13 protein-coding genes are annotated in these 26,600 nt (G+C 32.9%); 5 read left to right on the top strand and 8 right to left on the bottom strand.

Annotation, left to right across the window (positions count from 1 at the left end; translation table 11 throughout):
* Positions 1–43: 43 nt before the first annotated feature.
* A complete protein-coding gene (locus tag ASF10_RS24465; RefSeq protein ID WP_241774882.1) occupies positions 44–3,418 on the top strand; it encodes an Ig-like domain-containing protein in 3,375 nt (1,124 codons plus the stop codon).
* A gap of 190 nt (positions 3,419–3,608) precedes the next feature.
* Here ASF10_RS24465 and ASF10_RS00910 read toward each other — a convergent pair whose 3' ends face one another.
* The 4 genes from ASF10_RS00910 to ASF10_RS00895 form a co-directional block, all read right to left on the bottom strand.
* Positions 3,609–4,451, bottom strand: a complete 843-nt coding sequence (locus tag ASF10_RS00910; RefSeq protein WP_056244112.1) for an alpha/beta hydrolase — start codon at positions 4,449–4,451, stop codon at positions 3,609–3,611.
* Between the two features lie 71 nt (positions 4,452–4,522).
* Positions 4,523–5,140, bottom strand: coding sequence for a bile-acid 7-alpha-dehydratase (locus ASF10_RS00905; RefSeq protein WP_056245519.1), 618 nt, complete (start codon positions 5,138–5,140; stop codon positions 4,523–4,525).
* A 113-nt stretch (positions 5,141–5,253) separates the two neighbouring features.
* On the bottom strand, positions 5,254–5,820 hold the full coding sequence (locus ASF10_RS00900) for a Crp/Fnr family transcriptional regulator (RefSeq protein ID WP_056244109.1): 567 nt from the start codon (positions 5,818–5,820) through the stop codon (positions 5,254–5,256).
* Positions 5,821–6,005: 185 nt separating this feature from the next.
* Positions 6,006–6,560, bottom strand: a complete 555-nt coding sequence (locus ASF10_RS00895; RefSeq protein WP_056244106.1) for a DUF5683 domain-containing protein — start codon at positions 6,558–6,560, stop codon at positions 6,006–6,008.
* A gap of 360 nt (positions 6,561–6,920) precedes the next feature.
* On the opposite strand from ASF10_RS00895, the gene ASF10_RS00890 reads away from it, so the two are divergent.
* Positions 6,921–7,319: a helix-turn-helix domain-containing protein gene (locus ASF10_RS00890; RefSeq protein WP_056244103.1), complete on the top strand. Its 399-nt coding sequence runs from the start codon at positions 6,921–6,923 to the stop codon at positions 7,317–7,319.
* A gap of 113 nt (positions 7,320–7,432) precedes the next feature.
* Here the strand turns inward: ASF10_RS00890 and mfd are convergent, their stop codons facing one another.
* Positions 7,433–10,798 carry a transcription-repair coupling factor gene (gene mfd, locus ASF10_RS00885; RefSeq protein WP_056244099.1) on the bottom strand — a complete coding sequence of 1,122 codons (3,366 nt, stop codon included), beginning with the start codon at positions 10,796–10,798 and terminating at the stop codon, positions 7,433–7,435.
* Between the two features lie 18 nt (positions 10,799–10,816).
* On the bottom strand, positions 10,817–11,416 hold the full coding sequence (locus ASF10_RS00880) for a hypothetical protein (protein WP_056244096.1): 600 nt from the start codon (positions 11,414–11,416) through the stop codon (positions 10,817–10,819).
* A 494-nt stretch (positions 11,417–11,910) separates the two neighbouring features.
* Between ASF10_RS00880 and ASF10_RS00870 the strand changes: the two genes are divergently transcribed.
* Positions 11,911–12,849, top strand: coding sequence for an L-threonine 3-dehydrogenase (locus ASF10_RS00870; RefSeq protein ID WP_056244089.1), 939 nt, complete (start codon positions 11,911–11,913; stop codon positions 12,847–12,849).
* A 250-nt stretch (positions 12,850–13,099) separates the two neighbouring features.
* Here the strand turns inward: ASF10_RS00870 and ASF10_RS00865 are convergent, their stop codons facing one another.
* The gene (locus ASF10_RS00865; RefSeq protein ID WP_056244085.1) at positions 13,100–14,980 is read right to left on the bottom strand and encodes a M1 family metallopeptidase; all 1,881 of its coding nucleotides are present in this window, start codon (positions 14,978–14,980) and stop codon (positions 13,100–13,102) included.
* Between the two features lie 61 nt (positions 14,981–15,041).
* A complete protein-coding gene (locus ASF10_RS00860) occupies positions 15,042–16,658 on the bottom strand; it encodes a S8 family peptidase (protein WP_056244082.1) in 1,617 nt (538 codons plus the stop codon).
* Positions 16,659–16,939: 281 nt separating this feature from the next.
* Between ASF10_RS00860 and ASF10_RS24460 the strand changes: the two genes are divergently transcribed.
* Complete coding sequence (locus ASF10_RS24460; RefSeq protein WP_056244080.1) at positions 16,940–22,090, top strand: leucine-rich repeat domain-containing protein; 5,151 nt, start codon at positions 16,940–16,942, stop codon at positions 22,088–22,090.
* A 163-nt stretch (positions 22,091–22,253) separates the two neighbouring features.
* Complete coding sequence (locus tag ASF10_RS00850) at positions 22,254–26,453, top strand: leucine-rich repeat domain-containing protein (RefSeq protein WP_056244075.1); 4,200 nt, start codon at positions 22,254–22,256, stop codon at positions 26,451–26,453.
* Positions 26,454–26,600 lie beyond the last annotated feature (147 nt).

Here is a 26,600-nt window from a genome sequence, read left to right as displayed (position 1 = left end):
ATTTTAGTTAAAGATGCTGACAAGCATGCAAAAAACAAAAATTATGAAAATCAATATTACCTCAGGATTATTTCATTTCATGAAAACATTAGTCTGTTTTCTGTTATTATTTGCAAGTTCCGTTTATGCACAAGATCCGCCTCAGTACGGCACGCCATTCGCTGGTGTTCCGGATACCCGGGATGTAAACATGTATCAGGTACATATTCGTCCGTTTAGTGCCAACGGAAATTTAGCCGGAGTAACCGCCCGTTTAGATAATATAAAAGCACTTGGTACCAACGTTATTTATTTAATGCCCATTTACCCACACGGTACTGATTCTAAAAGTTCAGCTTCGCCTTATTGTATTAAAGATTTTAAAGCCGTTGGATCAGAATATGGTTCGCTTTCAGACTTAAGAACTTTGGTCGATGGCGCTCATAGCCGCGGAATGGCAGTTATTCTTGACATTGCCATCAATGGAACGTCTTGGGATAATGCCTGGACAGTTTCGCATCCGGAATATTATATGCGAAGCGGAACTACGATTCAGCAATTAGGAAACTTCTCTGATATTGCGGCGCTTGATCTTAATAGTTCAGCGACAAGAAATGCGATAAAAGATGCTATGCGCTATTGGATTCTGGCTGCAAACGTAGACGGATATCGTTGCGATTATGCTAATAATCCTCCGCTTGATTTCTGGTCTGAAGTTATTGGAAACATACGCGGAATTTCTTCTCATAAATTATTAATGTTAGCCGAAGGAGACAGACAAGCCAACTTTACGGCTGGTTTTGATATGAATTTTGGTGACAGATGGTTTTGGAATGCCTTAAAAGATGTAGCTGCCGGAGGTCCGGTTTCAACACGTTTTCAAACTATAAATGATTATGAATATGCAAATGCTACAGGTTCAAATCAAGCTGTTCGTTACACCGGAAATCATGATACCTATACTAATGATAATGGCGTACAAAGACCTTTTGTAATCTTCAACAACCATAATGGGATCGTTGCAAATTTCTTAGTATCGGCTTATATGAAAGGGGTTCCTTTTTTAATGAGCGGACAGGAAATTGATTACGAACCCAAAACCGATTGGCCTTGGACAGGATTCAAATTCAACTGGTCTCAAAATCCAACTGCAGCAGCTGATTTTGCAAAAATCTTAAATTTCAGAACCACAAGCGCAGCAATACGCCGTGGAGATTTAACGATGTATGCCAATGATGATATTAGCATTTTTACCAAAACATTGGGTACTGAAAAAGTAATCGTAATGTCGAATTTAAGAAATGCTTCTAAATCCTATGTTATTCCGGCAGCTTTGGCAGGAACTTATGTGAATCCTTATAACAACAATGCCTCGGTAACTTTAACTACTGGCGCAACGAGAACATTCGCGGCTTACGAATATTTGGTTTTAACTAATACAAATGCACCGGTTGTAGCTGTTACAGGAGTTTCGGTGAGTCCGGCGACGGTAACTGTTGGTTTAGGATCTACACAACAATTAAATCCAACTATTGCTCCGGCAAATGCAACAAACCAGAACTTAACCTGGACTTCAAGCAATACAGCCGTAGCAACGGTAAACGCATCTGGATTAGTTACAGCGGTTTCAGCAGGTACAACAACGATTACAGTTAAAACAGTTGACGGAAACAAAACAGCAACTTCGGCAATAACAGTTGCGGCAATTCCGGTTGCTTCAGTAAGTGTTTCGCCAACAACTGCGAGTTTATATGCAGGAAACACACAACAGCTTTCTGCTACAATTTCTCCCGCAAATGCAACAAACAAAACAGTAACGTGGAGTTCTAGCAATACAGGAGTTGCGACTGTAAATTCATCTGGATTGGTAACTGCACTTTCAGCAGGAACAACAAATATTACCGTAACAACACAAGACGGAAGCAAAACCGCAATTGCAGCAATTACTGTAAACCCAAATACTAATTTCACCGTTTATTTCTATAAACCATCAAATTGGGGAACTGGAATCAAGATTTATTATTGGAGTGCTTTACCAACAGGAGTTTTGGCAGATGCATCATGGCCAGGTGTAAACATGACGAACGCCGGAAATGGTTGGTATAGTTATACGTTTACAAATGTAACGTCGACTAATTTAATTTTTAATGACGGAACAAGTCAATCTGCTGATTTAAGCAGAAACAAAACAGGTTGGTACATGAACACAACTTGGTACGACTCGAACCCAGGAACAGTGGTAGCGGTTACAGGAGTTACATTGTCTCCAACAACTTCCTCTTTATTAGTAGGTGCAACACAACAATTAACACCTACAGTTGCTCCTGCAACAGCAACGAACAAAACAGTAACTTATAGTTCAAATAATACTGCTGTAGCAACTGTAAATAGTTCCGGATTAATAACGGCTGTAGCTGCAGGTTCTGCAACAATAACCGTTACAACTCAGGATGGAGCAAAAACGGCAACTTGTGCAGTAACAGTAAATGCAACAAATGTAGCAGTAACAAGTGTGAGTTTGAGCCCAACCTCAGCATCATTATCTGTTGGTGGAACACAACAATTGACTCCAACAATTCTTCCGGCAAATGCAACAAACAAATCTGTAAACTACAGTTCAAGTAATACCGCTGTGGCAACTGTAAATTCATCTGGATTGGTAACGGCTGTAGCAAATGGATCAGCAACAATTACTGTTACAACCGTTGACGGAAGCAAAACAAGTACTTGTGCTGTAACAGTTTCGACTGCAACAGGAACATATTACACGATCAAAAACAGATGGACTGGTGCTTATTTATCTGATGCCGGAGCCAATGTAGGTTATGGTGCAACGATTTCTAACAACAATTACAAATGGCAAAAAATCGCTATTGATGCAACTTATTTTGTGCTTAAAAATGTAGCAACTGGCGAATTGATCAATATCGAAAGTCAAACCGGAAGTGTTCAGGCTAATATAACCGATACTACTTTCTGGAGCGCACAATGGTCGAGCGATTATATCGACGGAACTTGGGTTAGATTAAGAAACAGATGGCAAACCGGAAATATTATTCATGTTGAAAATCAAACAGGATTTGCACAATATGGTAATTCTCAAGATGGTTGGTTTAGTGCACAATGGCAATTAGAAACTACTACAGTTTCAGGTTTAACTGCTAAATCGTCTCTTCAAACTGAAGAAATCATTGCAACAGAAAAAGTAGTTACCATTTATCCAAATCCTTCTACAGACAATCAATTTAATGTTTCATTACCTGAATTAGAATCTGGAGATTTAGCTTTAATTACAGTTTCTGACATGAACGGAAAAACTGTTTTAACTCAAAAACTTTCAACTTCAGGACAAATTAATCATCATTTGCCTTCTGGTATTTATATTGTAAATATCAATACTAAAGACATTAATGTGAATAAAAAACTGATCGTTAAATAATTTTAATCTAGTTATAAAAACAAATGGCGTATGAGATTTTCATACGCCATTTTTGTTTTAAATATTTTTTGCCACGACCCGAGCGACAGCGAACAGGCGAAGCAATTTCACGAATCTGAACGAATTTTTATAAAGCAAGTCTAAATTAATTTGTGCTAATTTGTGCAATTCGTGGCAACTTTTTTTCTTTTTAAAGCTTTCCTCTCTTTGCTAAACCTTCAACTAAATCTTTTGCAAACTCCACCGCATGAAGCGCATATCCTAAATGTCCTCCCGGAACATATAAAACTTCTGTTCCAAATTGTTTTGCAAGATTGGTAACTGGCCATGCCGGCATTGTATTTACAGAATCTCTTCCTACGCAAAAAATAATTTTATCCTTGTTTTCTTCCAACTTTTTGGTATCAAAATCAGTCGATGGATATTGTCTCACTTCGTGTTTGAACCAGTACTTTGTATTTGGTGTTTCTGGTCCTTTTCCTGATTTCATATATTCACCATCTTGTGTTCCCGGAATCAATTCGTTTACGAATTTTTCTTTGGCGGGACCTTCACCTTCTTTAATATAAAGATCATAAATTTCCTGAGTCGTTGCTTTCCATTTGTCACCATCCGGAAGATATTTTAAAGCAGTTGGTTCATGCGGAATAAGTGCTTTTATAATTTCAGGATGAAGCGTCATCAATTGAAGCGAAACCAAAGCTCCTGAACTGCTTGCGAATACAAAAGCTGGTTCACTCGTTAAATGTTTAATTAAAGCTTCAGCATCATTTGCATCTGTATTAATTCGATGTGTATAATCTTGTTCTCCTACTAATTTAGAACCTGAGAATCCTCTGCGGTCATAGGTTACAACCGTAAATGTTTTAGACAATATTTCGCGAATGGGTGTAAAAATAAAATGATCTCCATTTGCTCCGGGAATCATTAATAAAACTGGTCCGTTTCCTTTCGTTTCATAATACAATTCAGCTCCAGCTACATTTAGTATTCCTGTTGTTACACCTTCTATTGGTTGTTTTGTATTTTCCATTTCTTTTGTATTTTAACGATTATAAATTCAATAATTTTCGACATTCAAGTGCCCTGTTTTATTTTCTAGTTTTAAGAATTCAACCAATCTTCAGATTCCTGATACAATTTTGCAACACTTTCCGGTTTGTCAATTCCAGGTAAATTATTATCTATAGGATAACCGCTTTTGCTTAAAGCATAAGACATATTCGCATAACTTGGTCTGAATTTGGCAATTTCTTCTTTCGGAATTATAATACCATCAGCAGGAGAAACAGGTATTAAAGCATCTTTTTCGTAAATTCCTTCCATAGAAATAATAGACCAAAGACCATTTATTTTCTGCGTTTTGTATAAAAGTTTTACATCAGAACTTAATTCTAATAAATGTCCCTGAATTTCCTGTCTTATTTGAATTGTTGCCATTGTAATCGCAACCGCTTTATCTTTATTCAGCCAGATTAAAGTATCAAATAATTTGTGAGGCGCATAGGTTTCCATTTTGCTTGAAGCGTCAACGAAACCATGTCCAGATCCTTTAAACCATGAAATTGTTACAGTAGAATTTTCTGCAAAACATTTCTTCATTTCCTCCCATTGTGCATTGTCCCTGCAAAAACGTTCAAATTCTATCAGTTCTTTGATACTGAATTTATCAATTACGTTTTCTAAAGTATTTCCGGATGGTTTTCTTAATAGTGTTTTCATGATCAAACCTTTTTTAATTTTATTATTTAATAGCATCAGTTTGGTTTCTGATGATTTATACGACAAAATTAGGCTGATAGAAAACCCTGTGCATTGACAAATGTCAAAAAGGATTATTTAGATTTGAGTCTGCTTAAAGTTTCTTGGGAAATTCCTAAATAAGTCGCCACTACTCTATTAGAAAGACGTTGAATATAATGCGGCTGTTCTTTCAAAAGTTTTTCGTAACGCTCTTTGGCTGATAGGGTAACCAAATCTTCTATTCTATTATTTTGAAAAGTAAAGGCTAATTCTAACATTCTTCTATAAAATAATCCCCAACTAGGGATTTCATTCACAAGAATAAAAAAATCATCATGAGAGATAGACAATAATTCTGAATCTTCTAAGGCATCAATATATTCAACAGAAGGTTTTTGATTAATAAAACTTGTGAGGGCAGTTACGGGAGTATTGTCAAAAGAAATCAATCTTGTTTTTTCCTGACCTTCTTTTGTGATGTAATAGGTACGCATGCAGCCTTGTTCTAAAAAATAAAATTTATCACAAACTTCTCCCTGAGATAAAATAATAGTATTTCGTTTTACTTTATGACTCGTAATACAAGACTTTATTCTATTCATATCCTGCACATTAACTTCTGCTAGTTTTGTAATAAAATCTTTAAATATATCTGTCATAAGAATAATGGTAATAATATGCTTAACTAAAATTAAGCAATAAATTTTATTGATTTTAGTGACCTATAAATATAAGACAAATTAATTGTTCGCCGAACTAAAAGTAAGAAAAACCAACAAAAAAAGCTTTGAGTTTATAAACTCAAAGCCTAATATTCTTTTTTAAATAAAAAAACTTAAAACTCTTAAAAAGTGTATGTACAGGCAAATCCAAAATTAGATTGCATCGTTTCATTCTTGAAATCCATAGAAGGTTTAAAGGCTAATCTTTCGCTCACATTAAATTGAGATAAAGCAGCATCTATATTGGCATCAATAATATTTAAAACATAAAACCCAACAATAAATAAGGCCGATAAATCTCTATTGCGTTGAAATTGCTTTTGAGCAGAAACTAACTGACTTTCGCTTAAGTTTGCCATATATTCTGAACTGCTTGTGTTTCCTGCCAATCTGCTTTTATATTCGTCTCTATACGTTTTGTAGTTTTTTTGACTGTCGATATAAAAATAAGCACTTGTGCCAATTGCTCCATAAACTAAAGGAAGTTTCCAATATTTCTTGTTATAAATTTGTCCTAATCCTGGAAAAATAGCCGAATAAAATGCTGCTTTTGCGGGACGAAGCGGATCAATTGTTTCTGATTTAAGGGTATCTTTTGAAATAATTTGTTTGGTTTCCTGAGCCGAAATTGAAGTTAATCCTAAAAATAAAAACAGAAGTATAAATTGATATTGCATATAAAGTTGGCTTTGAAATTTGATTCAAAGAAAACTTTTTAGTTCTAAGGTTTTTCTTAAATAAAAGATAAATAAAACTTAAGATTTGATGTTGTTTTTCGCCACGAATTTCACGAATGAACACGAATTAAATTAATTTTCCCTTTTTAAATTAGTGCAAATTCGTGAAATTCGTGACTATTTTTTTAAGCTAACTAATTCTTATATTTTAATAGTAGTTATTTGAAAAATGTATTTTTGTTAAATATATTTTTTTTGAAGAATAAAAATACTTACATATTGTAAAATGTATCTTACAAAAATAAAACTGTTTTTCACTGAAATCAATTTTTGCTTTCAGAATTTTAATACCTTTGAGCTATGAGCACAATAACAAAACCACATCATATAGGAAGAAATATCAGTCGTATTCGTGAACTGAAAGACATGAAGCAGGAAGCACTTGCCCAAGCTTTAGGAACCAGTCAACAGACAGTTTCTGCAATCGAAAACAGCGAAACTATCGACGACGAAAAACTCAAAGAGGTTGCAATAGCACTTGGTATAAGTGTTGAAGCTATTAAGAATTTTTCAGAAGAAGCTGTGTTTAATTATTTTAATAATTTTTATGATAATAGCCAGGGAACTGTAGGAAATCACCATGGAAGTCATCATTGCACTTTTAATCCGCTTGACAAAGTAGTAGAACTTTACGAACGTTTGGTTCAGGCAGAAAAAGATAAAAACGAGCATTTAGAGAAATTCTATAAAGACAAATAGTCTTTTAAATTCGATATTTTTTGCCACGAATTTCACGAATCAACACGAATTAAAATTAATTTTCCCTTTTTAAATTAGTGCAAATTCGTGAAATTCGTGGCAGTTTTTTTTCTTTACTCTCCCAACATTTCCATCAATTCCAAAGCTCGTTTGGTCGATTTTACATTGTCGAAAGTCAATAAAAGTCGTAAACCACTTGGCGTTTGTTTTTCTTTCATCGTACAAAGATTACTGTGGGTTTGCACAAACTTTATCATTTTATGAAAACGCTTAGATTGGTAATAATCCGATTGTTGATCTGAAACGAAATAACCTATCATTTTGCCTTTTTTCATGACCAGTTTTTCAATACCAACGGCTGTAGCAATCCATTTGATGCGAATACTGTTCATCAAAGCATTAGCGCGCGGAGGCATTGGACCGAAACGGTCAATTAATTTATTTTGGAAAATGACTAATTCGGCTTCATTTTTTACAGAACCTAATTCGTTATACAAGCTCAAACGTTCGGTAACATTGTTGATGTATTCATCTGAAAATAAGAGCTCAAAATCGGTATCGATTTGTAGATCTTTTACATATTCTTTGGTTTCAATATCGTTTTCTGCCGGATATAAATCTCTGAATTCGTTTTCTTTTAATTCTTCGATGGCTTCGTTCATGATTTTTTGGTACGTATCGAAACCAATTTCGTTAATGAAACCGCTTTGTTCGCCACCTAATAAATCTCCAGCTCCACGAATCTCAAGATCTTTCATCGCGATGTTGAAACCACTTCCTAATTCGCTAAATTGTTCCAACGCCTGAATACGTTTTCTCGCATCTTCGGTCATGGATGAATATGGCGGACAGATGAAATAACAGAATGCTTTTTTGTTGCTTCGTCCTACTCGACCACGCATTTGATGCAAATCTGATAATCCGAAATTATTGGCATTATTGATAAAAATCGTGTTGGCATTTGGAACGTCCAATCCACTTTCGATAATTGTTGTTGCTACCAAAACGTCGAAATCTCCGTTCATGAAACCTAACATCAATTCCTCTAATTTAGCGCCTTCCATTTGTCCGTGTCCAATTCCGACTCTTGCATTTGGAACCAAACGCTGAATCATTCCTGCTACTTCTTTTATATTTTCGATTCTATTATTGATAAAGAAAACTTGCCCGTTTCGCTGAATTTCATACGAAATCGCATCACGAATTACTTCTTCATTAAAACCAACCACATTTGTTTCTATTGGATAACGATTTGGCGGAGGCGTTGTAATTACCGATAAATCGCGCGCTGCCATTAACGAAAACTGAAGCGTTCTCGGGATTGGTGTTGCGGTTAAAGTCAACGTATCAACATTTGCCGCAATCGTTTTTAGCTTGTCTTTTACGTTTACTCCAAACTTTTGTTCTTCATCGACAATCAATAAACCTAAGTCTTTAAAAACTACATTTTTGTTTACTAATTGATGCGTTCCAATTACGATATCAAGTTTTCCTTCGGCTAAATCTTTTAAGGTTTGCGCTTTTTGTTTTGCAGTTCTAAATCGGTTTAAATAACCTATTGAAACCGGCATATCTTTTAGTCTTTCTGTAAAAGTTCTGTAATGTTGGTACGCCAAAATAGTCGTCGGAACCAAAACGGCAACTTGTTTACTATTGTCTACGGCTTTAAAAGCAGCACGAATCGCAACTTCCGTTTTCCCGAAACCTACGTCTCCACAAACCAAACGATCCATTGGGCGATCGCTTTCCATATCAGCTTTTACTTCTTGTGTCGATTTAGTTTGATCTGGTGTATCTTCATAAATAAACGAACTTTCTAATTCGTTTTGCAAATAACTGTCCGGCGCAAACTGGAATCCTTTTTCTAAACGGCGTTTTGCATACAACTGAATCAGGTTGAAGGCAATATGTTTGACACGCGCTTTGGTTTTTTGTTTTAAAATTTTCCAGGCGTTCGATCCTAGTTTATAAATTTTCGGCGGCGTTCCGTCTTTTCCGTTGTATTTCGAAATTTTATGAAGCGAATGTATGCTTACATAAACGATATCATTATCCGCATAAACCAGTTTTATCGCTTCCTGCGTTTTACCTTCGACCTGAATTTTCTGCAAGCCACCAAACTTCCCAATTCCGTGATCGATGTGGGTTACATAATCACCAACAGAAAGTGCGGTTAATTCCTTAAGCGTAATATTTTGCTTTTTAGAATAACCATTTTTGATGTTGAATTTATGATAACGCTCAAAAATTTGATGATCTGTATATACTGTTATCTGATTTTCTTCGTCAATAAAACCTTGGTACAAAGGCAATACAACGGTATGATATTGCTTGCGAATATTCTCTGAATTGGCTTCGTCTAAAGTTTCGAAAATATCATGAAAGCGTTTGGCCTGAGTTTCATTCGAACAGAACAAATAATTCTTATATCCGTTGAAATGATTGTCACTCAAATTATTCAGCAACAAATCAAATTGTTTGTTGAACGATGGCTGTGGCTGAATATGAAATTCGAATGTTTTTGTTGTTTTGAAAATGGGTTTTGAAGCCAATTCTACAACCGAAAAATCTAAAGCACGCCTGATAAACGAAGCCTGATTTAAGAATAATTGTTCCGGTTGGGCGTGTTTTATTTCTTTGGATAATTTCTCAAAAGCTTCTTCGGCTCTTGCAAATTGTTTGTCTAACTGACTAAAAAGTCCGTCTGTATTTTGAATAAAAAGAACTGTTTTTTCGGAAATATAATCTAAGAAACTTTCACGGTTTTCCTGAAATATCTTGTTTTCGACATTCGGGATTATGGTGATTTTTTTATGAGTTTCTACAGACAATTGCGTTTCGACATCAAAACTTCTGATACTGTCAACTTCATTACCAAAAAACTCAATTCGATAAGGATGATCGTTCGAAAAAGAGAATACATCGACAATACCTCCACGAACCGAAAATTCTCCGGGTTCTGTAATAAAATCAACTCTTTTGAATTCGTATTCGAACAAAACTTCGTTGATAAAATCGATCGAAATTTTATCGTTTAAAGCGACTTTCAACGTGTTTTTGTCTAATTGCTGACGCGTAACTACTTTTTCGAAAAGTGCTTCAGGATATGTAACAATTATTGCTGGTTTTTTGCGGGAATTGATTCGGTTTAAAACCTCAGCACGAAGCAAAACATTTGCATTATCAGTTTCATCAACCTGATAAGGGCGGCGAAATGACGCAGGATAAAACAAAACATCCTGCTCGCCAATCATTTGTTCAAGATCGTTCAGGTAATAAGCAGCTTCTTCTTTATTGTCCAGAACAAGCAAAAAAGGCAACTCTGTTTTTTTGAAAACAGCGCGTATAACAAATGAAACTGCTGATCCTAACAAACCGTTAAGATGCATTTTTATCTGATTTTGTTCTAATAATTGTGTGGCAATCTGCTCGTTTTTAGGCAGATTATCATACATGGTATATAAGGCGTTTTTACTCAACTTGTGATGTATTTTGATCTATTTGTCTTCTAGAAGCGGATCTGTTTTTGTGTTAGGTATCGCACGTGTTGTGTCTAACATTTTTAAGAAATCTTCTTCTCCCTGCTCTTTCGGAATCTTACTTTTTACAATAATATTATCCATTTGTCTTTCCAAAGAGACTAGTTCTTTATTGATTTCTCCAATTAAAAAAGTCACTTTTTCAGATGGGATCTGATTTAAATGAATGAATAAATCCATCATTTTTACTTTGGTAATCAAAATAGAAATTCGGCTTTTTATCGCAGGAACATTGAACTCTGAAGGAATATTTTCGTTTAAAGCCATTGCTTTTTTAGAAATCGCAGTTGACTTTTTCTGGAACGCTCCAATTGTTTTTCTGGGTTTATCTCCAATTTCTTTTAAAAAGTCGCGCCATTCATTCCATGAACTTGCTTTTTGTTCTGAAATCTCATTGATTGGTTCATCAATAAATACCCATCCTTTATTGATGTTGTCAAAAATAACTTCCTTTTTTTTCGCTTCTTTTTCATTTTCTGCACGACGCTTTTCATCTTCATTTTGACATGAATTCAATACAAAAACAAAAAGTAGAAAAAGAGATATTTTATATTTCATTTGGTAAAACATTAAGCTACAAAGTTACAAAGTAAATTTACAATTACGAATTCTGTTTTTTGCTAAAGATTCTATAAATCATGGTTATTTTTTTGGTTCACAGATTTGATGGATTAAACAGATTAGCACAGATTATTTTTGCTTTTTAAAGCACGTTTTGTTGCCACGAATTAAAAGGATTTACTATTATTGTTTTGAAAATCTTTGTCTGAAAAATTTTTACCGCAAAGCACGCTAAGTTTTTTTTACTTGTAGTAAGTTTAGAAAAACACAAAGTTCGCAAAGCTGGTTCAATATCTAGCTTTGCGAACTTTGTGTTTTTTATAACCGCTTAATTTAAAAATCTTAGCGCACTTTGCGGTAAAAAAATTAAATACTCCAACGAAGAATAATCCAAAAAAGAATCTTTATCATTGTTAAATTTATAATTTGTTGTTATCAAAAGTAAAAATATTTGCGAAAACGTTATATTTGCGTATCTAAAAACAATACAAATGAATCCAAAAATATTGATCATTGGCGCTTGCGGTCAAATTGGGACAGAACTGACTCAAAAACTGCGAAAATTATACGGAACAGACAATGTAATTGCTTCTGATATTCGAAAATTAAATACTGACGTTGTTAATTCAGGTCCGTTTGAGGTGGTCAATGCTTTAGATTTTAACCAGATTGAGCATCTTGTCGAAGTGCATCAAATTACGGATATCTATTTGATGGCGGCACTTTTATCGGCTACAGCCGAAAAAAATCCTGCATTTGCATGGGATCTTAATATGAATTCGTTATTTCACGTTTTGAATTTGGCGAAAGCAAAAAAGATAAAAAAGATTTTCTGGCCTTCTAGTATTGCCGTTTTTGGCCCTACAACTCCAAAAGAAAACACACCTCAATATACGGTTATGGAACCTTCTACGGTTTACGGAATTAGTAAACAAGCGGGAGAAAGATGGTGCGAATACTACCATAATATTTATGGTGTTGATGTTCGAAGCATTCGTTATCCTGGTTTAATTAGCTGGTCTACTCCTCCTGGCGGCGGAACTACAGATTATGCAGTGGATATTTTCTATAAGGCTATTGCCGATAAAAAATATGAGTGCTTTTTATCATCAGAAACTAAAATGCCAATGATGTATATGGATGATGCAATTGATGCAACGATTAATATCATGCAGGCACCGGCTGAAAAAATCAAAATACATTCGTCATACAATTTAGCTGCGATGAGTTTTACGCCAACTGAAATTGCAAATGAAATAAAAAAACATATTCCTGAATTTACAATTACTTATGAGCCTGATTTCCGTCAGAAAATTGCGGATAGCTGGCCGGCAAGTATTGATGATGCTCAAGCACGTGAAGATTGGGACTGGAAACATACTTTTGATCTTGAATCAATGACAAAAGATATGATTGAGCATTTGAGTTAAATCTAATAACCTAAGTTCGATTACTATTTAGTTTCATAAAAAGAATGAATAGCGTCCAACTTTAGTTGGATGGAAAAATTACGACAAAAGGCTTTAGCCAAAACTGTGACGGTTTGGCTAAAGCCTTTTTCTATTAAATCTTATTTCTCCAGCTAAAGCTGGAGGCTATTCAAATACACTTTATCTCTTACAATAAACAAGCCCCGCTTAAATAATTAAACGGGGCTTGTTTTTATACTTCTATTGAATATTATTTCACTTCAAAAACATTATTGGCAGCTTTTATATCCGCCATTAATCCGCTTGGATCTATAGTGATTTTTTTGATTGCTGTTTTGTTTTTGTCGATTGTAAAACTATAGTTGGATTGTGCCCAAGCCCAATCATCCAAAACTGTTCTTTTTACGTTCGGGTTTGGATTTGGTTTAATGAAGTTCATCATTCTTAACGGAATGTAGAAAGTTTCAGAAGTTCCATCTGTATAGTCAACAGTTAAGTCTATTGGCATTGGCATTCTGCCAATTCTTTCTAAACTTACAGTAGTTTTTCCTGCATTATCTGCTACGTCTTTGATTCCGTAATCAATTGTATTGGTAGTTTCTGTCCAGTCGATTAAATACCAGTCTAACTCAGCTCCGGAAACTCTTTCAGCTGTTCTTTTGATATCGTTTGGAGTTGGGTGTTTAAATTTGAAATCATTAAAATATCTTTTTAAAGTTGCATCAACATTTTCTTTTCCAATTACATAATCTAATTGCGATAAAAAGATGCTTCCTTTTACATAAGCCGAAATGCTGTACGGTCTGTTTTCGTCGTAACGATCTCCGTGAGTACCTTGTGGCTGCTCTTTTCCTGAATTTACTAATTGATAATAAGCTGTATAATTTCCTTTAAACGGGTTTACTTCTTTTTTATCTCCTTTTAATTCATTCAAAGCGCTGTCTTCGATATAAGTTGTAAAACCTTCATCCATCCACGGGTGTTTTGACTCGTTTGAAGCTAAAATATGCTGAAACCAGGAATGTCCTAATTCATGTGTTGCAGTTCCCAGAATTCCCTGAAGTGTTCCGTTTCCTAACATCAAAGTACACATTGCGTATTCCATTCCGCCATCTCCACCTTGAATGAATGAGTATTGTTTGTACGGATATGCTCCAACTCTATTGTTGTAATAATCCATTACTTTAACCATTAAAGGCTCTAATTGTTTCCAATTTTCAGTTGTTTTTGGATTGTTTTTATAGAAGAAATGCAAATCTACATTGTTTGGTCCTTTTACAATATCATGCGTATATTCTTTATCTGCTGCCCATGTAAAATCATGAACATTTGGTGCGATAAAATGCCATGTCAACGTTTTTGCTTTTTTAGGATACGTAACCGTTACTCCGGCATCTTCGTACCCGTGACCAATTTCGTTTTTGTCTTGTAAGTATCCTGAACCTCCAATTGTATAGTCTTTATCAATGGTAATTTTCACATCAAAATTACCCCAAACACCGTGAAATTCTCTTGCGATGTATGGATCTGCGTGCCAGCCTTCAAAATCAAATTCGGCTAATTTAGGATACCATTGTGACATTGATAATTCGACTCCTTCAGAATTATTACGTCCTGAACGACGAACCTGAACCGGAACTTGTCCGTCAAAATCTAATGTAAATGTTGTTTTAGAATTTGGTAAAATTGGCTTTGCTAACGTTACTTCAAGAATAGTTCCTGAAGTTCTGGTTTGAGCCGTTACTCCATCTTGTTTGAAATTTGTGATTTTTAGAAATCCAATTTCGTTTGGTTTTAAAGTCTCAATTCGGCTTTGTTTTGTTTCCTTTCCGTCAGCATCTTTTATTTTGGTTACCATTCTTCCGTCCGGATCTTTTATGGTATGCAAACGTGCATCCATTTCGCTTCCCGGCTGAAAAGCATTTGGAAACAAATGATAAAAAACCTTTTTTAAGGTATCAGAAGAATTGTTGGTATACACCAATTCTTGTTTTCCTTTGTATAGGTAGTTTTTTACATCCATCGAAACTTCCATTTTGTAATCAGCATGTTGTTGCCAATATGGAGCACTTTGTGCAAATGCTGAGTTTAAACCCAAACTCAAAAAAGAAAATAGTATAATTTTACGCATCATTTTTTCAATAAAAATGGAAGAGCTATTGCTCTTCCATTAGGTTAATATGTATGTTGTTTTATTTTTTAGACATTTTTTCTGCCATCAATAAAGCATTGTAAGCATTGACCATTTTACCTGTTTTTGAAGTTTCAGAAACTGGTTTTGATTCATGATCTTCTCCTAAAACCACTGTTGCAGGAAGCGCTACTCCAGAATCCATAAGGATTTGTTTTACCTGAGCTGCTTTTAGTTTTGGATAATAAGAACGAATTAATGCTGCAACTCCTGCTGCGTTTGGAGATGCCATTGAAGTTCCTTGCAAATATTTGTATTTATTATTTGGAACTGTTGCATAAATCTCTTCTCCCGGAGCAAAAACATCAACATTTATTTTTCCAAAATTTGAAAATGCTGCTACAACATTTTGTCCGTAATCTTTATTAATTGCGCCAATTGTAATAACGTTGTTGGTAAATTCCTTGATGTTGTCTTCAGAATCATTTGGGTAATTAATGTTTTCTGTTTTATCGATATCATATCCGTCATTTCCGGCTGCATGTACAATTAAAACATCTTTTTTTGCTGCGTATTTTATAGCGTCATAAACCCATGTTTTATGAGGAGAAAAGCTTTTTCCAAAACTTCCGTTGATTACTTTTGCGCCATTATCAACCGCATAACGAATTGCCAAAGCGATATCTTTATCATATTCGTCTCCGTCCGGAACTGCTCTAACGGTTAAGATGTCTACATTGTTTGTGATACCGTCTCCGCCTAAATTATTCCCGCGAACCTGCGCAATAATTCCGGCAACGTGAGTTCCGTGAAGTGCTTTTTCTTTATCCGGTCCAAAAACTACATTATTTCCATAATGAGCATCTTTGATATCATCCGGATTATCTCCTACGATTTTTCTTCCGTCATATTCTTTATTCAAATTATAATTGAATTGATCGTAAACAGATTCTCTATAATCTTCTAATTCTGATTCCGGATCAAAAGTTGGTCCGGCATTTGTCAGGATCTGAGTCATTACCATTTTACTTCTTGAAACTTTTGGGTCTGTTGAAGTAATTGTGCTTAAATCTTCTAATTTATAAGATGTTTTATTTAATGCTTTTTTTATAGTATTATGAACATCTATTAAAAAATCTACTTGTTGTTTGTCTTCTACAACTTTTTTAGATTTCTCTTCATATTGCGCCAAAGCACTTTTGTATTGGGCTGAACCGTCATCACCTTTTTTGATAATACGCGTTAATTCAAGATTTTCATGAACGGCATCTCCAAGAAAATTCCATCCGTGAATATCATCAATAAAACCATTTTTATCATCATCGATTCCGTTACCCGGAATTTCTTTAGGATTTGTCCAGATCATTCCTTGTAAATCCGGATGTTCGATATCAACGCCTGAGTCTACTATACCTACAATTACTTTTACACCTTTTTTTCCTTGTAATAATTCGGCGTAAGCCTTATCAACACTCATTCCGGGAATAGAATCTTTGATTAAATCAAGATGACTCCATCTTTTTAATTCATTCTCGCTAAGAGGTGCTTTTTTTACAATTGCCATCGGAGCAATAAGTGGCTCTCTTGGTGTTGAAACTTGCGCTTGTAAAGTAGCGCTACAACCTGCTAAAACAAGTAATGCAAAAGCAGATAAAGTATTTATTTTTATAGGACTCATCTATCTATTTTTAGTAAAAGTTAAAATATGCGCCTAAATTATGATTTTTTGTTACATAAAACTAACGATTAACACTGTGTTATGATTTTTGTCTTAATATTTAAGAACCTCAAAAACCTTGTAAAACTCGCTCATTTATTCTGCTTTTATAATAAAGGTCAGAGAAATAGCTTGTGTTCGATTATGGATAAAAATGCAAGTATTGTTTTAGTACGTCTTTCCGTAATAAAATCCCGGATGTAAATTGTATACTTGTACCTACCAAATCCTAAATATAATTTATGAGAGCAAAACTACTTTTGTTGCTGTTTCTGGCAAATTTTTCTATTTATGCACAATACACTGTAATCCCAGATATTAACTTCGAAAATAAATTAATTTTATTAGGTATTGATTCAGGTGTTCCTGATGGACAGGTTTTAACTGCAAATATTAATACTGTAACATCACTTAATGTTGGTTATAGCAATATTACTGACTTAACAGGAATTCAGGATTTTACGGCTCTGACTCAATTGGTTTGTTCTTCTAATAGTTTGACAACTTTAGATGTTAGCCAAAATTTAGCTTTAACCAATTTGTATTGTGATTCTAACCAGATAACAAATATTGATGTTTCTAAGAATTTAAATCTTACTACATTTTACATTGGCACAAATCCGTTAACGGCTCTGGATGTGACCAAAAATGTGAACTTGATTTATTTATCATGCGATTCAAGTATGTATCTTCCTAATAGATTGAGCAGCTTAGATGTTTCTAAAAATCTTGCGTTGACTTTTCTAAATTGCAGTTATAATTTAATAGCAAACCTGGATGTTACAAATAATGTGGCTTTGACTCAACTGGATTTTAGCGGTAATATCGTAACGTCTATTGATATTTCTAAAAACATTAAGCTGAAAAGTTTGTGGTGTCAGAACAACCAACTTACAACTCTTGATTTTTCTAAAAATTTAGATTTAACTTCTTTACGTGTTAGTTCAAATCCGTTAAAAACGATTGATGTTTCTAAACATATTAAATTGACAGAATTATATGCTATCTCAAATCAATTTAAAACTTTAGATGTTTCTAAAAACACTTTATTATTGGATTTATTCTGTGGATCGAATGAATTAACGGCTCTTGATATTTCTAAAAATACTCTTTTGAGAGATTTACGTTGTGAGTCGAATCAGTTAACAGCATTGGATGTTTCTAAAAACCTGGCGTTGTATTTTATTGATTGTACTTATAACAAGTTAACAAATCTGGATGTTTCTAAAAATATTGCACTAACCGGTTTAGGTTGTAAATCGAATCAATTAATTAATCTTAATTTAAAAAATGGTAAAAACACTTCGTTTTCTACTGTTATAGATTTTACTCAAAACCCTAATTTAACCTGTATACAAGTTGATAATGCAGCTTATTCTAATGCAAATTGGGCAAATAGAAAAGATGCTACGGCTAGTTATTCTACAGGTTGTGCTGCATATACGAGCATTCCTGATGCTAATTTTGAAATAAGATTACTTGCTTTGGGAATTGATAATGATGGTAAAAACGGAAAAGTTTTAACTTCAAGACTTCAAACTGTTACTACCTTAGATGTAAGTCGTGCAAATATTGCTGACCTTACTGGAATTGAAAATTTTACAGCTTTAAAAACGCTAAAAGCATCAAGTAATAGTTTAACAAATCTGGACGTAACAAAAAATACGGCTTTGACAACTTTAGATTGCAGTTCAAACCCTATGACAAGTTTAGATGTTTCTAAAAACATTTTACTGACTGATTTAAATTGCAGTTCACAATATTTGTTAAGTTTAGATGTTACAAAAAATACGTTACTAACATCATTGCGTTGCAACGGTTTAAACGGAAGCTCATATGCAAGAGGTGACGGAAAATTAACAGCTTTAGATATTTCTAAAAATACTGCATTAACTCATTTATATTGTAATAGCAATCAAATAACAAGTCTGGATGTTTCTAAGAATACGTCTCTAGTCATTTTAATGTGTGGTTTTAACAGATTGTCTGCATTAAATATTAACAATAATACTGCTTTAACTGGTTTTGCCTGTGATGTAAACGATATCACGACATTAGATGTTACTTATAATGTTTCATTGAAAAACATAGATTGTGGTAGTAATAAATTAACCGCTTTAGATGTTTCTAAAAACACGGCTTTAGCGCAATTAAGCTGCAGCGGAAACCGTTTTACAGCTTTAAATGTTTCTAAAAATAGTAGTTTAAACTATTTATCTTGTGGTTCAAATCAGATAACGAGTTTAGATTTATCTCAAAATCCGGCATTGACTAGTTTATGGTGTGACTGGAATAATTTGTCTGCCTTAAATTTGAAAAATGGAAAAAACACATTGTTGAATGGTTCAAATTTAAATCTTACTAAAAATCCAAATCTTACTTGTATCACAGTCGATGATGTAGCTTATTCTAATACAAACTGGACTGCTGCTAAAGATGCAACTGCAAATTATTCAGCAGATTGTAACAATTTATATACGCTGATACCAGACGTTAATTTCGAAAATAAATTAATCTCGCTGGGAATTGATTCTGGTGTTGCTGACGGAAAGGTTTTAAATTCAAGTATTATTACCGTAACTTCTCTAAATGTTTCTAATAGTTCTATATCAGATTTGACAGGAATTGAAGGTTTTACTTCCTTAATAACTTTAGACTGTAGCCGAAATTTAATGACATCTTTGGATGTTTCTAAAAATATAGTACTAAAAGATTTAAATTGTAGTTCTAAACAGCTGCTAAGTTTAGATGTTACAAAAAACACTTTGTTAACTACATTGAGATGTGATGGTCTTGATGGAAACTCATACAATCGTGGTGATGGAAAACTGACTAGTTTAGACGTTTCTAAAAACACATTATTAATAAATTTATATTGCAGTGGTAATCAAATAACAAGTTTAGATGTTTCTCAAAATACGGCTTTAAAAGTTTTAGACTGCGGTTTTAATAGATTATCAGCATTAAATGTTAGCACTAATACTGCACTAATTACTTTGTTTTGTAGTGTAAATGACATTACTACATTAGATGTTTCGAAAAATGTTTTAATAAAAAACTTTGATTGTGCTTCTAACAAATTAACAACTTTAGACGTTTCGAAAAACACAAGTTTAGCTCAGTTTAATTTTGGCTCAAACTTTTTAACATCAATTGATCTTTCTAAAGCTCCTGCTTTAAACTATTTATCTTGTAGCTCAAATCAGTTAACAAGTTTAGATTTATCTCAAAATCCGGCATTGACTAGTTTATGGTGTGACTGGAATAATTTGTCTGCCTTAAATTTGAAAAATGGAAAAAACACGTTGTTGAACAGTTCTGCTTTAAATCTTATTAAAAATCCAAATTTAAGCTGCATCCAGGTTGATGATGTAACCTACTCTAATGCAAACTGGGCTACTGCCAAAGATGCAACTGCAAGTTATTCTGCAAATTGTGTAAACTTATACACTTTGATTCCTGATGTTAATTTCGAAAATAAATTAATCTCTTTAGGAATTGATTCTGGTGTTGCTGACGGTAAAGTTTTAACTTCAAGTATCAACACTATAACTTCTTTAAATGTTTCTTACAGCTCTATAACTGATTTAACAGGTATTCAGGGATTTACGGCTTTGACAAAATTAGAATGTAATGGAAATTATCAATTAAAAACATTAGATGTTTCTCAAAACACGGCTTTAACCTATTTAGACAGTAATAATAATTATCTGGTAGCGACATTAGACGTATCAAAAAATACGGCATTAACGTATTTAAATTGTTATTCTAACGGATTAAAAACGCTTGATGTTTATAACAATAAAGCATTAACAACTCTACAATGCGCGTCGAACCAAATCACTTATTTAGATGTTACTGCTAATACTGCATTAACAAAACTTGATGTTGGTTATAACAAAATAGGATATATTGATGTCTCTAAAAACATGGCATTAAAATCGTTAACATGTACTTCAAATCAGATTAATTATCTGGACATTACCGCGAATTTAGCATTAACTGAATTGTGGGCCGGAAACAATCTTTTTACAACTTTAGATGTATCTAAAAATACGGCTTTAACTACATTAATCTGTAATACAAATAAGTTAACATCTTTAGATGTTTCTCAAAATTTAGCTTTAACAAGACTTCTTGTTTACAGAAATCAATTATCAGGTATAAATGTTTCTTTGAATACTAATTTAGAGACTTTTGACTGTAGTTTCAATGCTATAACAACTCTTGACGTTTCGAATAATTTAAAGCTGGATTATTTGTATTGTGATAATAATAAGCTAACGAATCTTGACGTATCTAAAAACACAAAATTAGGTTTACTGGATTGTAGTAATAATCTTTTAACGACTCTGGATGTTTCATTAAACACTAATCTAAATTCATTTGAATGTGCTTCTAACAAACTGGTAAGCTTGAATTTAAAGAATGGAAACAATACCCTTTTGGACCATTATAATCCTGATCCAAACTTTATTTTATACAGTGTAGATTTTAGAAATAATCCAAATTTAACTTGTATTCAGGTAGATGATGCAGCTTATTCTAATGCGAAATGGTCTACTCAAAAAGATGCTACAGCAACCTATAATACAAATTGCGGAGGAGATTATGTATCATTACCAGATGCTAATTTTGAGCAAAAATTAATTGATTTAGGAATTGATACTGATGGTCTAAACGGAAAAATAACAACTACAGATATTGCCACTGTTACTTATTTAGATCTTTCGAACAGTAATATCACAAACTTGTCAGGTATCGAAAACTTTAAGTCATTAGTATATTTAGATTGTAGTGATAATCAATTAACAACATTAGATGTTAGTAAAAATCTGGCTTTGGAAACTTTAAATGCTTCTTCAAACCAAATTACTACATTGGATCTTTCTAAAAATGGTCGTCTTAGAATTATTTACATTGCAAATAATCCAATAGTTTCATTAAACCTACAGAACGGAAATAATCGAAATTTTGGTTTGGCATCAGGAACTGATAAAAAAGCAGCTAATATCGCTACAACTTTTCTGGGTTTAAATGCTTTGAGCTGTATTAAAGTAGATGATCCTGCTTATTCTAATGCAAATTGGTCTAGAATTAAAGAACCAACTACCACTTATTCTGCAACTTGTTCTACGTTAGGTATCGAAGATGCTGCTTTTAGCAAAGTGGTTTTATATCCAAACCCAACAAAAGGCGAAGTCTATATTAATAATATTGCTTTAGAAAAAGCAACGGTTTACAATTCGACAGGACAATTAGTAAAATCTTTTACTTTGAATGTAAATAATACCAATAACACGATTAATTTATCTGATTTACCAAAAGGCGTTTATTATGTCTACTTAATTAATCAGGATGCTGCTTCAGCAAAGAAAGTAATCGTCGAATAATTTTTTTTATACACTAAAAATCCCATTTTCAGTAATATGAAAATGGGATTTTTTATGCTTATAACTTTGTTAAAAAATTAAATAATAACCGATTACGTCTTGCCGTAAGGAAATATGAATTGCAATTTGTATACTTGTACTTCCAAAATTCTAAATTTAATTTATGAAAACAAAACTACTCTTATTACTTTTATTAGCCATCTTTTCTGTTTCTGCACAAACCACAAATGTTCCAACATATGTACCTAAGGATGGACTACTTGCTTATTTTCCTTTTAATGGCAATGCAACTGACGTAACAGGAAGCGGAAGTACTACAACTCCTAAAGATGTTACGCTAACATCTGATAGATTTGGGATTAGTAATGCTGCATATTCTTTTAATGGTACTAGTAGTAATATCGAAGCAAATATAGTTGACTATCCTCTTAAAGGCGGCTCACGCTCATTAACCGGATGGTTTAAAGCTACTGACATTATTACTTCTAAAGAGTCTGATTTTTGTCTTGTAAGTTTTGGAAATCAAACTGATGCTAATTATTGGTTTAAAATCAGTTTTTCTAAAAATGGGTATTTAAATATTCAGTTGGACTCTAAAACTTTTCAGTCTCCAGAAAACTATTTTAATAATCAGTGGACATTTTATGCAATGGTTTTCAATGATGACACAAATACTTTTTCGTTATACATAAATAATGTTCTCAAATTAAGCGGAACTGCTGATTTGTATACAAATGGCTTCAACACTCTTTTTAGAATTGGAAAAAACAAGTCAAATAATTATTTTGAAGGAACAATTGACGATATCGGAGTTTGGAATCGCGTGCTAACGCAAGAGGAAATCACGAACTTGTATAATGCAAAAAATCAAAAACCTTTTTATACACTAATTCCTGATATTAATTTCGAGAATAAATTAATATCACTCGGAATAGACTCAGGAACACCGGATGGCGAAGTACTTACTGAAAATCTAAAATCAGTAACTTCTTTAGATATTCCTTCTAACTCTATTGCTAATTTAGCAGGAATTCAGGATTTTACTTTATTAACTAATTTAAATGTATCCGGAAATCAATTAAAAGAACTGGACCTTACTGCTAATAAAAAATTGCAGATTTTAAATTGCGCTAATAACGGAAACTTAACGTTTGTGAATATTCAAAACGGAAATAATAATATCCTTACTAGCGTCAACTTTAAAAACAACCCGAAACTGACTTGTATTCAAGTTGATGATGTATCGTATTCTAACACTAATTGGTCAAACAGTAAAGATGCTGCAACAAATTTTAGCTTAAATTGTAATCCAACAACAAGCATTCCGGATAAAAATTTTGAAAAAAAATTAATTTCTCTTGGAATAGATTCGGGAATCCCGGATGGTAAAATATTAACTTCTAAGATATCTTCAGTAACTCAATTAGATGTTTCCTATTCTTCAATCGAAGATTTGACAGGGATTCAAGATTTTACATCTTTAACAAACTTATATTGTATTTCTAATCAATTGACAACTTTGGATCTTTCTAAAAATACTGCCTTAAAAATTTTAGAATGCAATAATAACAAATTGACAACCTTAAACATATCAAAGAATATTGCTTTAACAAACTTACTTTGCCAAAGTAATAAAATCACAAATTTAGATATCACCCAGAATACCGCTTTAAAAATTTTAGATTGTAATATCAATTTGATTACGAATTTAAATACTTCTAAGAATATCGCTTTGACAAATTTAGTTTGTTACTATAATAGGCTAACAAATTTAGATGTTTCAACAAATGTTGCTCTAACAAATTTGGACTGTAACAGTAACCTGATAACAAGTTTAGATCTTTCTAAAAATACTGCTTTAAAATCATTCAATTTTTCTGCTAATAAACTAACTAGCTTAAACTTAAAGAACGGAAACAACAAGAATTTTTTTATCAATAATTATATGGTAGACAATCCGCAATTAACTTGTATTCAAGTAGACGATGCGGCTTATTCTACTGCAAATTGGTCCGCTTATAAAGATGCTGGTGCTAGTTTTAATACGAATTGCAGTCAGGGATATACCTTAATTCCTGATATTAATTTTGAAAATGCATTAATATCCCTGGGTTTAGACTCTGGTATTCCGGACGGAAAAGTGCTTACATCAAATATATCTTCGGTTAAGGAGCTAAATGTTAATGCAAAATCTATTAGTGATTTAACCGGAATTAAGGATTTTAAATCTTTAACCAATTTAAGCTGTAGTAGTAATAAATTAACACAACTAGAAGTTACTCAAAATAGCGCCTTAATCTTTTTATCTCTGGGATATAACGACATAACAAGCTTAAATGTTTCTAAAAATAGTGCCTTAACAAGCCTGCATTTTCCTTATAATAAAGTAACAAGCATAGATGTTTCTAATAATCCAGCTTTAGGGACGTTAAATTTTTCCAGAAATGCTGTAACTGATTTAGACATTTCTAGAAATACTGCTTTAACAAGTTTACAATGTGATTACAATTTATTAAAAACAGTAGATGTTTCTAAAAATACTGCTTTAACCGAACTTGTTTGTGAAGGAAATCAAATAACATATCTGGATATTTCTACAAATACTTTATTAAAGAATTTATATGGTAATCTAAATCAATTAACCTATTTAAATGTCTCTAAAAATACTGAACTAATAAATTTACAATGTTCTTCTAATAAGCTTACTAGTTTAGATATTTCTAAAAATACTGCTTTGACGCTTTTGTATTGTGATTCTAACCAATTAACAAGTTTAGATATTTCTAAAAATACGGCATTAAAAAACTTAAAGTCTAGTTATAATCAATTGACAAGCTTAAATTTAAAGAATGGAAATAATGTTAATTTCGCGAAAATTAATTTCATAAACAATCCTGATTTAACCTGCATTCAAGTTGACAATGTTGATTATTCGAATGAAAATTGGAGTACAGCAAAAGACAGTATTGCGACTTATAATACATCGTGTACCTCTTCTGAAACAGTTTATACTTTAATTCCTGATCAAAAATTCGAGCAAAAACTAATTGATCTGGGATTGGATCAAGACGGAGTCAATGGAAAAGTATTAAAATCAAATATAATTTCTGTTCCTTATTTAAGTCTTAATGGATTAAAAATAACTGATTTGACCGGAATTGAAGACTTTACAGCTTTAGAAGCTTTATATATAAGAGGCGATTCATTAAAAACACTTGATGTTTCTAAAAATCTTGCCCTGACTTATTTAGATTGCGGTCAAAATCAATTACAATCACTTGATGTTTCAAAAAATCTCGCTCTGGCTTATTTAGATTGCAGCAATAATCAATTACAATCACTTGACATTTCAAAAAATACTTCTCTAAAGACGTTGCTTTGCGAATCAAATCAATTAAAATCCCTTAACTTAAAAAATGGCAATTATCAGTTTTTAGGCAGTGGTCCTAATCAACAACTAGACTTTAGGAACAACCCAAATTTAACCTGTATTCAGGTTGATGATGTACAATATGCTAATACAAATTGGGCTAGTAAAAAAGATGCCACAGCTACTTTTAGTACAGATTGCACAGTAGACTTTGTAGTATTGCCTGATACTAATTTTGAACAAAAACTAATCGATTTAGGAATTGATACTGATGGTTTAAACGGAAGAATAACCACTGCAAATGTAGCTGCAATTACTTCTCTGGATCTTTCTAACAGCAACATTAAAGATCTGTCAGGAATTGAAAATTTTACTGCATTAACATTTTTAGATTGCAGCGATAATCAATTAACAACATTAGATGTGAGCAAAAATCTTGCTTTAGAAACATTAAATGTTTCTACAAACCAAATCACTACATTGGATTTATCCAAAAACAGTAAACTTAAAATTGTATACGTAACAAATAATCCATTAATATCATTAAATCTACAAAATGGTAATAATAGAAATTTTGTTTTACCAGCTCCAACAGATAAAAAAACGGCCTCTTTATACACTAGCTTTTTAGGACTTACAACCTTAAGCTGTATTAAGGTAGATGATCCAACTTATTCTAATGCAAATTGGTCTAAAATTAAAGAACCAACTACTACTTATTCTGCTACTTGTTCTACTTTAGGCATCGAAGATTCTGTTTTTGATAAAGCAGTTTTATACCCAAACCCAACAAAAGGTGAAGTAAATATTAATAACATTGCTTTAGAAAAAGCAACGGTTTACAATTCATTAGGACAATTGGTAAAATCTTTTACTTTGAGTGTAAATAATACCAATAACACGATTAATTTATCTGATTTACCAAAAGGAATTTATTATGTATACTTAATTAATAAGGATGCAGCTTCAGCAAAGAAAGTTATTGTTGAATAATTATATTTTGTTAAAACTAAAAAAGTCCCATTTTCATGTTATTGAAAATGGGACTTTTTAGTTTGTGCTTTTCTCAAAAAAAAAAATAAGACCAATTACGTCTTCCCGTAAGGAAATAAGAATTACAATTTGTAAACTTACGCGACC

The sequence above is a fragment of the Flavobacterium sp. Leaf82 genome, assembly GCF_001422725.1.
Lineage (GTDB): Bacteria > Bacteroidota > Bacteroidia > Flavobacteriales > Flavobacteriaceae > Flavobacterium.
Note: the sequence above shows the minus strand (reverse complement) of the source record. Positions and strands in the feature narration are given on the sequence as shown.

Coding starts and splice junctions, on each gene's coding strand:
- ASF10_RS24465 (WP_241774882.1), top strand. CDS start 44: ATGAAAATCAATATTACCTCAGGATTATTTCATTTCATGAAAACATTA.
- ASF10_RS00910 (WP_056244112.1), bottom strand. CDS start 4,451: ATGGAAAATACAAAACAACCAATAGAAGGTGTAACAACAGGAATACTA.
- ASF10_RS00905 (WP_056245519.1), bottom strand. CDS start 5,140: ATGAAAACACTATTAAGAAAACCATCCGGAAATACTTTAGAAAACGTA.
- ASF10_RS00900 (WP_056244109.1), bottom strand. CDS start 5,820: ATGACAGATATATTTAAAGATTTTATTACAAAACTAGCAGAAGTTAAT.
- ASF10_RS00895 (WP_056244106.1), bottom strand. CDS start 6,560: ATGCAATATCAATTTATACTTCTGTTTTTATTTTTAGGATTAACTTCA.
- ASF10_RS00890 (WP_056244103.1), top strand. CDS start 6,921: ATGAGCACAATAACAAAACCACATCATATAGGAAGAAATATCAGTCGT.
- ASF10_RS00880 (WP_056244096.1), bottom strand. CDS start 11,416: ATGAAATATAAAATATCTCTTTTTCTACTTTTTGTTTTTGTATTGAAT.
- ASF10_RS00870 (WP_056244089.1), top strand. CDS start 11,911: ATGAATCCAAAAATATTGATCATTGGCGCTTGCGGTCAAATTGGGACA.
- ASF10_RS00865 (WP_056244085.1), bottom strand. CDS start 14,980: ATGCGTAAAATTATACTATTTTCTTTTTTGAGTTTGGGTTTAAACTCA.
- ASF10_RS00860 (WP_056244082.1), bottom strand. CDS start 16,658: ATGAGTCCTATAAAAATAAATACTTTATCTGCTTTTGCATTACTTGTT.
- ASF10_RS24460 (WP_056244080.1), top strand. CDS start 16,940: ATGAGAGCAAAACTACTTTTGTTGCTGTTTCTGGCAAATTTTTCTATT.
- ASF10_RS00850 (WP_056244075.1), top strand. CDS start 22,254: ATGAAAACAAAACTACTCTTATTACTTTTATTAGCCATCTTTTCTGTT.